Raw genomic sequence first — 9115 nt, 5'->3', positions numbered from 1 at the left:
GAACGGGAATTCGTATTCGACGTCGGTGGTGCCGTTGGAGTAGTGAGAAAGTTCTTCCTTGGCATGTTCGCGGAGGCGGAGCTTTTCACGCTTCACGCCGAGGTCGTTCACGAGCCATTCGAAGCAGTACTTACGCCAGAAGTTGTACCAATCGAGTTCGGTACCCGGTTCGCAGAAGAATTCAAGTTCCATCTGTTCGAATTCGCGAGTACGGAAGATGAAGTTACCCGGAGTAATTTCGTTACGGAAAGACTTACCAATCTGACCGACACCGAACGGGATGCGCGGGCGGACGTTATCAACAATGTTGCGGAAGTCCACGAAGATCCCCTGAGCGGTTTCCGGACGGAGATAGACCTTGTTGCCTTCACCTTCAATCACGCCGATTTCAGTCTGGAACATGAGGTTGAAAGCACGCGGCTTTGTCCATTCAGTCTTGCCGCAAGTCGGGCATTCGATCTTGTTGTCCACCATCATCTGGTGAACTTCGTCAAAATTCTTGCCAGCGCAGCAGCCTTCGCCGAGTTTTTCTTCGAGGAGCTGGTCAGCGCGGAAACGTTCGTGGCAAGCGAGGCAGTCCACGAGCGGGTCAGAGAAGTTACCCACGTGGCCAGAAGCCTTCCAAACGCGGGGGTTCAAAAGAATAGAGCTATCGAGACCAAGCACATCGTGGCGGGAAGTCACGAACTTCTTCCACCAGAGATTCTTGATGTTGCGCTTGAGTTCCACACCATACGGACCGTAGTCCCAAGTATTGGCGAGACCATCGTAAATTTCGGAGCCGGGGAAAATGAAGCCGCGGCGTTTGCAGAGGGAGATGATGTCCTTGAGGGCATCCTGAACTTTCTTTGCCATTATGTATCCTTTATCGGCCGTGCCCGATGGGCGTGTTTTGGCCGGACTAGGAACCTACCTGGATGATAGGCCCTGACGGAAACAAATATAGAAATTAGACGAGAGACGAGAGACGAAAGATGAGAGAAATTTTAGTACAAAAAGACCCCGCTTGCGCAGGGTCTCATTCACTCAGGGAGTCCTAAAACAATTCACTTACCGAGCATTCACGATTCTCTGTTGTGCCCCAATGCGAAGCACATAGGATCCGCTACGAGGAACATTCATCGAGAAGTTTGATGTAATGACGCGACCGTTGTATATCACTCGACCTTGCATATCGAGCAAATTAACATTTGCGCCAATCCTTGCGCCAGAGACCTGTAGACTGCGACCATTCACAAACGCAGAGAACTTAGGCACCAGAACAACATCGGCAAGCTTCAGGCTCGGATCAAACTTTGTCCACATTCTGCTCTTGCAAACAAAGACGGTCTTCAATGTGGTTACATAGAATGTCATATTTTCGCGCTTAGCAGTGCAGCTAGGCATATCTTCTTCGGTGCCCACAGCTTCAACAACCATTTCGCTAGAACTGGAAGTCGGCTTTGCACTCGATGACGATGTCTTTTTGCTACTAGACGAAACAGACTTTGCACTTGAGCTGGAAGAAGCCTTTTGGCTGCTAGACGATGAAGGCTTTGCGCTAGAGCTAGACGATTTAACAGCGCTGCTTGAAGCTGGCTTGGCGCTCGACGACGAAGCCTTTTCGGAAGAGCTGGAAGAAGGTTTAGCGCTGGAACTAGAAGCAACAGCACTGCTGGACTTAGGCGATTCGCTGCTCGAAGAAGCCTGTACCGCACTGGAGCTAGAGACTGCATCTACGCTACTGCTTGCAGGAACCGGAGCAGCGCTTGAGCTAGACGAAACCGCCACACTGCTTGATACAGGAGCAACACTGGAACTAGAAGCAAGAACACTGCTAGAAGAAGCAGCTTCAACACTAGAAGAGTAGAGTTCTACAGCCTCTTCGTCCTTGGAGCTGCTGGATGCAACAGCGACATCGCTCGAAGAGAACAGTTCTACCGCATCTTCATCTTCAGAGCTGCTAGATAAGGTCACTGCACTGGAACTAGAAACGCTAGCCACGTAAGCAACCCACATCACCCCATTGCAGACAGAATCCTGATTTGCTGAATTGCTATGGAACAAGGCGCAATTCAAACTCGAAGTACACTGAGGCAATTTTCCATCAACAGCAATCGCCTTCTGTTCCGGGCAAACGCCCTTTTCTGTCCAGATGGCATAGACTCGCTTATCCACACAAGAAGAGCCATCCAGACGATCCAAGGCATAGTAGACATTATCAAGCTTATTTTCCAGAGACCAGCCGATAAAATCATAACCATTCTTCGTTGGAACAGGGAGTTTTGCGGTCGAATCGCAGGAGAAGGACTGCGTAAACGCATCCGGAAGAGCACCGCCATTCAATTCATAGAATACGTTGAAACGATTGTTTCCGTTTCTCTGATCTGGAGCATGTTCAGCGGTAAACACAGCCGACACTTCGACATCAAAATTCGGCATTTCAAACGTGCAACGGCCATCAACAGCGTTTTCATCCACGCCCGGCATTTCACCGCCAGTACCAGCAGCATCAACATTCGTACATGTTACCGTCGTTTTTGCATCAAGGTACTTGCTCACGATGACAGATGCAACTTTAAAGCCGTCTGCCGCATTCGGGGTTACCGTAACCTTCACCCCAGGTTTTGTACGATCCCTATAGCGATCACTGAAAGACAGCGAAACACTTCCGTTATCCGTATTCTTTACAGTAAGATAATAGCGTAGGGATTCGTAAGAAGCCGTCACATAAACATCATGATCTGGCATCAGGAACTGCAAGTCTTTTGTTTCGGTATTCGAGACTTTTCGTTCACTTTGAGATGTTCCATATTGGTCATAAACGGTAAATCCCTTAAAGACTTTTCCGTTGGGAACAATCGGATTAACATAAAGCCAGGAACCAGCGGAAGCTTCTGATACCGTTTTTTGATTCAGCAGGACATCAAACGATTTCTGTTCATCGCTCCCGACTTTATTGATTTTGTATTCTTGAGCATTGACGCCCACAGATAAAGCAAGCGTCATCCCCAGCCCCAATATGATTTTTTTTCTCATACTCTACCCTATTTTTTGTGCCCTAAAATTTAGTATAAATTTTTATTTTCATCATGTCTAACAATAAATGAAATATTACAAATAAGCAAATTATATACAAATAAACAATGTAAAGCACTCAAAATAGCGCATTTTTAAGGCATTGAGATTGCCTCAACGAATTTCGTTAAGTAAAAAATCTATTACAACTTTTTACAGGAGAAAAAAGATTTTCCAAGCATAGGCAAGCTTAATGAATTGTCATTTTTTGATATATTTCTACCGGGTCTTTATCAGAAAGAAAACATGGAACAACCAAGAAAAAAAGGCTTCAAGCCAGTCGAGCACAAGAAAGAACAGGAACGGTGCATTCTAGTAGGCATCGCAACACCCAAAATCCGCCCATGGCTTGCAGGCGAGCAGCTCGCCGAACTCGGACGCCTCGCCGAAACTGCGGGGGCATTCGTCACACGCAGTTTTTTGCAGCGTGTGCAGAACTTCAGCCCAGCAACGCTCATTGGCGAAGGCAAGGTGAACGAAGTCAAACGCGCTCTCGAAGAGGACAACGCCAAGATGGTCGTCTTTGACGATGACCTCTCGGGTTCGCAAGTCCGCAATCTCGAAGAACGCATGCCCGGCATCAAGGTTCTCGACCGTACGGGGCTTATCCTCGACATTTTTGCAAAGCATGCGGTTACTGCCGAAAGCCGCCTGATGGTCGAAGTCGCGCAATTGCAGTACATGATGCCGCGTCTCACCGGTGCGTGGACGCACCTTTGCCGCCAGCACAATGGCGGCATCGGCACCAAGGGGCCGGGTGAGACGCAGCTCGAAACGGACCGCCGCATGATCCGCAAGCGCATCCAGGAACTCAAGAAAAAGCTCGAGAAAATCGAAGACGCTCGCGAACAACAAGCAGACAAGCGAAACGATATTTTCCAGGTCGGCATCGTCGGTTACACAAACGCCGGCAAGTCTACGCTCACGAACCGCTTGACAGGTGCCGACGTCTATGTTGAAGACAAGCTCTTTGCAACGCTTGACAGCACCACGCGAAAGCTTTTCCTTGACGGAGAAAACATCATCCTCTCCGATACGGTCGGATTCATCCGCAAGCTCCCGCACAACTTGATTGAAACGTTCAAGAGTACGCTTGGCGTGGCCGCGCATGCAGACTGCATCTTGGAAGTCGTTGATGGAAGCGCCCCGGACTACCGCGACCATCTCGAAGTCACGCACAAGACGCTCGAAAGCATCATCGACAAGGATACGCCTCGCCTCCGCGTTTTCAACAAAGTCGAAGTCGCAAGCGAAGCGCGCCGCACAGAACTCTTGCAGAACTATCCTGAAGCGATCCAAATCAGCGCGAAGGAAAACATCGGCATGGAACGACTCCGCGCCGCATTTAAGGAACAACTCGAACGCTGGCACGAAAAACGCGCTGACGCCGAAGCCAAAGAAAAGGAACTCGCCGAAGCTCCATGGCCAAATTAGACGAAAGAACGGCGCTAAGCGCCTACAGACGAGAGACGAAAGACAAGAGACGAGCATCGCGACCACAGTCATCCTCGACCGCCAGGGAGGGGATCCATGCAGTTCAAAACGCACTTATACTTTTGAGACTATAGTAAACAAATAATTGAGATAGAAATAACCTTAACTGGATGCTTCGTTACACTCAGCATGACGAAAAAAAATAACGGCCCCATAAACCAATGACTAATGACCATTGACCAATAACTAACAACCATGAACAAACAAGAACTTAAAGAAAAGTATGGCAAGAAGCGCGTTCCGCACGAATGGCGCAAGACCGACAAATTGACTGCCCTCATTGTAACATTTTTCGGCTCCGGCATGAGCCCGAAAGCGCCCGGCACCATGGGAAGTCTCGCCGCCGCAATTGTGTCCTACCCCATGGCAAATTTTTCACAATCGCACTTAGGGCAAGATGAAGTTCTCTACATCGGTGGCGTTAATTTTGGCATTTTCATAAGCCTGACCTTCCTTGCAGCCGCCTTATTCGTCTTTTTCGCGGCCATCCCGTTTGTGAAAAAAGCCATGAAAGATACAGGCACCGAAGATCCCGGCTGGATCGTGATTGACGAAGTCTGCGGGATTTTCATGTCACTAGCGTTCGTTCCGAGCATTGTCATTATACACAATCCTTGGATTCTCGCCATCGCATTTGGTTTGTTCCGCTTTTTCGATATTCTCAAGCCGCTCGGCATCCATAAAATGGAAAAACTCCCCGGAGCCTGGGGAGTCATGGCCGATGATTTACTCGGCGGAATCTATGCCGGACTTATACTGTGCCTTAGCTTAATCTCTATTGTTTTGTTCGGCTAAAAAAGGTGATGCCGGCACAGAGGCCGGCATGACAAGCCATCGATAAAAAAAAGACGATGCCCGCGCAGTTCATTCTGGCGGGCAACAACAATTTATTCAAAAATCTTGTTGTACAAGCTCGGGGCGAACTTCTGCATGTAACCGAGCACGAAAATCACAGAAATGATAATCGGCAAGCCCCACTTGAAGTAAAGGTGCAAAATCTTTAGCTTCGGGAACTTCATGCCAACGCCCAAATTCGCTTCGGCGATGAACTTGAACTGCCCCCAACCATAGCGTGAGTTGCAGAACAGCACAAAGATAAGCGAACCCAGCGGCAAAAGCGTATTCGAAACGAGAAAGTCTTCCAAGTCCAGAACGCAGCTGCCAGGGCCAAACGGTTCAAAGCCCGAAAGCACATTAAAGCCAAGCGCACACGGGAGCGACAAAATCACAACCGCAATAAAGTTCCACTTCACAGCCTTCTTGCGTTCCACATTGCGCACATCCATCCAGTAAGCGACAATGTTTTCGAACACCGCCACAAGCGTAGAGAGAGCTGCAAAAGACATAAAGAGGAAGAATGCCGCACCGCAAGCACGACCTGCCGGCATCTGCGCAAACACGTTCGGGAGTGTTGCGAAAATGAGGCCCGGACCTGCATCCGGCTTAAGCCCAAACGCAAAGCAAGACGGGATAATGATAAGGCCCGCAATCAAAGCGACACCCGTATCGAGCACGCAAATGTGAGCCGCTTCGGTCAAGAGCGAATGCTTCTTCTTGATGTAGCTACCGAAAATGCTCATGGAACCAATGCCAAGACTCAGCGTAAAGAACGACTGGCCAAGTGCCGCAAACACAACTTCGCCAATACCCGCTTCCTTGAGCTTTGCAAAGTCCGGCAGCAAATAGAACTTGAGACCTTCACCTGCACCCGGAAGCGTGAGCACGCGAACCATCAAAATGAGCATAATGATAAGAAGCGCAGACATCATCGTCTTCGTAATGCGTTCCACACCGCGCTGGAGTCCAAGCGCCACAATCGAAAGCCCCGCAAAAGTCGCGACCACCATCCAGAACGAGAGCAGCGGACCATTTCCAAGCATATTCGTAAATTCCGCACCGACTTCAGCAGGCGACATGTTCATAAGATCGCCCATAGTTACCATGCGGTAGAAGTAATAGAGCATCCACCCCGTCACCGTCGTATAAAACATCATCAAGAGGTAGTTACCGGCAATCATCGGGATACCTGCGTAATGCCACTTGTGACCAGGCTTTTCAAGGATGGCAAAGGAACGACCCACGCCACGCTTGGACGAACGCCCGACCGCAAATTCCATCACGAGAATCGGGAAACCGAAAATCAAGAGGAAGAAGAGATAAATCAGAACAAAGGCGGCACCGCCATATTGCCCCGTGATAAACGGGAAACGCCAAACGTTTCCAAGCCCAATCGCGCAACCGGCAGCAATCAGAATAAAGCCTAAGCGAGATTTAAAATTCTCTCTTTCTGTCATCATTTACCTCATACACAAATTTAAAACTTGATCGGGTACAGCAAGTACCAATGGAACTCTGGATACACCTGAATCGTCGGCGCCGGGAGCTTAAAGTAGTTCAACGCCTTGATAATCGTACGGGCGAGCCTGCTCTGCGGACGGAACGCTTCCAAGTCATAATCAAGGGCGATATAAACTTCACGATGCGGATGAGGTTCATTTTTAAACACCCGGTCATCGATGCTCAACCCAACTGCAATCGCAAGCCAGCTCGGGTAATACTTGCGGGCCGCTTCAGGCAACATCCTGTACGGTTTCAAAGAGAGCCAGTACGTGTGATTCACATAGTCATCGGTAAAAATACCGCCAGACGCCTGATGAGGCTGATTGTAATAAGCGTCGGAATTAATCCAATAACTCCATTTTAAATCAATATACTTGAATACAGGAACATAGCGCTCCGCCATCGGCAGAAAGCCGCCAAGGCCGCCCGAAAGCACGTCAAAAATACTAAAGCCCCAATAGGGAGCAAAGCCATCTTTGATGTCAATCGCAATATGGGTCGCAAGAGCGGTCAAACCTCCATACAAGTAAGACTGAAACTCACTAGCCCCCGCCCAGCGGTATCCCTCGTAAAAGAGTTCGCCAATGGCAACACCCGCAGCAAAATGCCCAATCTTGTCCAAATTCAAGGCATAGTCAAAATCGTTCTGGAAATGAAAGCCGCGTTCTTCGCTATCCCACCAGCCTTTCTTTAAAACGAAACCATAGGCAGCGCCATAAGCAAGCAGCGTCAAAGAAGCGACCCCCGCAAGACGCAAAGGCTTGATTTCGGGATCGATATTTGTGGGATCTTCACTTCGGTAATCCCAGGTAGAATCACGCCACGTGAGCGGATCCCCTGGAGACGACAAAGCTGCCGCCGGGAACACCAGCGACAGCAAAAGCAAAAACGCACAGATTTTAGCGTTTATTTTACGAGAAGCGAAAGAGCCAATAGCAGAACTGTTGGCCTTACGCATTAATTCCTCGCAAAAATGATAACTCCATTTTGGCCTCCGAAGCCAAAGCCGTTGCTCATAGCGTAGTCAATCTTCTGGTTGACGGCACCATTTGCGCAGACATCAAGGTGAATTTCCGGATCCTGTTCGAACACGTTGAGTGTACCATGAATCTTCTGGTTCATAACAGACATGATGGTCACGACGGATTCGAGAGCACCAGCGGCACCCAGGCAGTGACCGAGCATGGACTTCGTCGAGTTGACCTTGAGGTTGTCGAGAGCCGATGCAGAAGACTGCTTGAAGAGCGTTTCGATGGCAGAGCATTCAGCAATGTCACCGAGCGGTGTGGATGTACCGTGAGTGTTAATATAGCTAATATCCTTAGCTTCGATGCCTGCTTCCTTGATAGCGTTAGCCATTGCGAGCATCACACCCTTACCATCCGGACGCGGGGCGGAGATGTGGTGAGCGTCAGAGCTTGCACCGACACCAGCGATACGGGCGAGAATCTTTGCACCACGAGCCTTAGCGTGAGATTCGCTTTCGAGCACGAGGACTGCAGCACCTTCACCGATCACGAAACCATCGCGGTCCTTGTCGAACGGGCGGGAAGCCTGTTCCGGAGCGTCGTTGCGCTTGCTGACGGCCTTCATGCTGGTAAAGCCAGCGAGGCTGAGCGGGTTCACCGTTTCGTCGGCACCACCGGCGAGCATCACATCGCAGCGGCCGAGACGAATCATGTCATAGGCATTGGCGATGGAGTGGTTGGAAGTTGCGCAAGCGGAAGTGACCGTGTAAGACGGACCCATCCAGCCAGTCTTGTTGCAAACTTCACCTGCCGGCATATTCACGATGGCCATCGGAATATAGAACGGGGAAACGCGGGACGGACCACGATTGCTGAGAGCAACTGCGGCATCATAGCAATACTGCAAACCACCGATACTGCTACCAATGATAGCACCGCAACGTTCCGGATTTTCGTTTTCCGGAGCAATGCCAGCCATCTTCAAGGCCTGGAATGCCGAGTAAACGGCATACTGGATGCAGCGGGAGAACCTGGACTGGTCTCTGGTGCTGTAGATCTCCGAAGCATCAAACTCACGGATTTCGCTAGCCATGCGAGATGTGTAAGCAGAAGCGTCGAAGCGCTGAATGGGAGCGATGCCAGACTTGCCCTGGAGCAAGTTCTGCCACAATAATTCGGGGGAGTTTCCAAGAGAGGAAACGCAGCCCATACCTGTAATAACAACATTTTCCATAATGCGCCAAATATAACAAAAA

7 protein-coding genes are annotated in these 9115 nt (G+C 49.7%); 2 read left to right on the top strand and 5 right to left on the bottom strand.

The genetic code is table 11. From position 1 onward, the window contains the following. Both ACJMM9_RS15980 and ACJMM9_RS15975 read right to left on the bottom strand, forming a co-directional pair. Window positions 1-855, bottom strand: an 855-nt coding sequence (locus ACJMM9_RS15980; protein ID WP_405329180.1) for a glycine--tRNA ligase, incomplete at its 3' end; no start/stop codon positions are given. A gap of 195 nt (window positions 856-1050) precedes the next feature. Further along, window positions 1051-3018, bottom strand: coding sequence for an InlB B-repeat-containing protein (locus tag ACJMM9_RS15975; RefSeq protein WP_405329178.1), 1968 nt, complete (start codon window positions 3016-3018; stop codon window positions 1051-1053). 285 nt (window positions 3019-3303) lie between these two features. Between ACJMM9_RS15975 and hflX the strand changes: the two genes are divergently transcribed. Then, window positions 3304-4491, top strand: coding sequence for a GTPase HflX (hflX, locus tag ACJMM9_RS15970; protein WP_405329175.1), 1188 nt, complete (start codon window positions 3304-3306; stop codon window positions 4489-4491). 255 nt (window positions 4492-4746) lie between these two features. After that, window positions 4747-5346: a phosphatidylglycerophosphatase A gene (locus ACJMM9_RS15965; protein ID WP_405329172.1), complete on the top strand. Its 600-nt coding sequence runs from the start codon at window positions 4747-4749 to the stop codon at window positions 5344-5346. Between the two features lie 92 nt (window positions 5347-5438). On the opposite strand, the gene ACJMM9_RS15960 is transcribed toward ACJMM9_RS15965, so the two are convergent. The 3 genes from ACJMM9_RS15960 to fabF are packed head-to-tail and all read right to left on the bottom strand — an operon-like array spanning window position 5439 to window position 9093. Then, window positions 5439-6845: a sodium-dependent transporter gene (locus ACJMM9_RS15960; RefSeq protein WP_405329183.1), complete on the bottom strand. Its 1407-nt coding sequence runs from the start codon at window positions 6843-6845 to the stop codon at window positions 5439-5441. Between the two features lie 20 nt (window positions 6846-6865). Continuing rightward, complete coding sequence (locus tag ACJMM9_RS15955; protein WP_088639816.1) at window positions 6866-7849, bottom strand: hypothetical protein; 984 nt, start codon at window positions 7847-7849, stop codon at window positions 6866-6868. Next, window positions 7849-9093 carry a beta-ketoacyl-ACP synthase II gene (fabF, locus tag ACJMM9_RS15950; protein WP_173354572.1) on the bottom strand — a complete coding sequence of 415 codons (1245 nt, stop codon included), beginning with the start codon at window positions 9091-9093 and terminating at the stop codon, window positions 7849-7851. Before fabF ends, ACJMM9_RS15955 begins: the two co-directional genes overlap by 1 nt. Window positions 9094-9115 lie beyond the last annotated feature (22 nt).

The organism is Fibrobacter sp., assembly GCF_045112255.1.
GTDB lineage: Bacteria > Fibrobacterota > Fibrobacteria > Fibrobacterales > Fibrobacteraceae > Fibrobacter.
Note: the sequence above shows the minus strand (reverse complement) of the source record. Positions and strands in the feature narration are given on the sequence as shown.

Bases quoted from the DNA above. Each gene is read 5' to 3' on its own strand.
- ACJMM9_RS15960 (WP_405329183.1), bottom strand. From the start codon at position 6,845: ATGACAGAAAGAGAGAATTTTAAATCTCGCTTAGGCTTTATTCTGATT.
- ACJMM9_RS15955 (WP_088639816.1), bottom strand. From the start codon at position 7,849: ATGCGTAAGGCCAACAGTTCTGCTATTGGCTCTTTCGCTTCTCGTAAA.
- hflX (WP_405329175.1), top strand. From the start codon at position 3,304: ATGGAACAACCAAGAAAAAAAGGCTTCAAGCCAGTCGAGCACAAGAAA.
- ACJMM9_RS15975 (WP_405329178.1), bottom strand. From the start codon at position 3,018: ATGAGAAAAAAAATCATATTGGGGCTGGGGATGACGCTTGCTTTATCT.
- fabF (WP_173354572.1), bottom strand. From the start codon at position 9,093: ATGGAAAATGTTGTTATTACAGGTATGGGCTGCGTTTCCTCTCTTGGA.
- ACJMM9_RS15965 (WP_405329172.1), top strand. From the start codon at position 4,747: ATGAACAAACAAGAACTTAAAGAAAAGTATGGCAAGAAGCGCGTTCCG.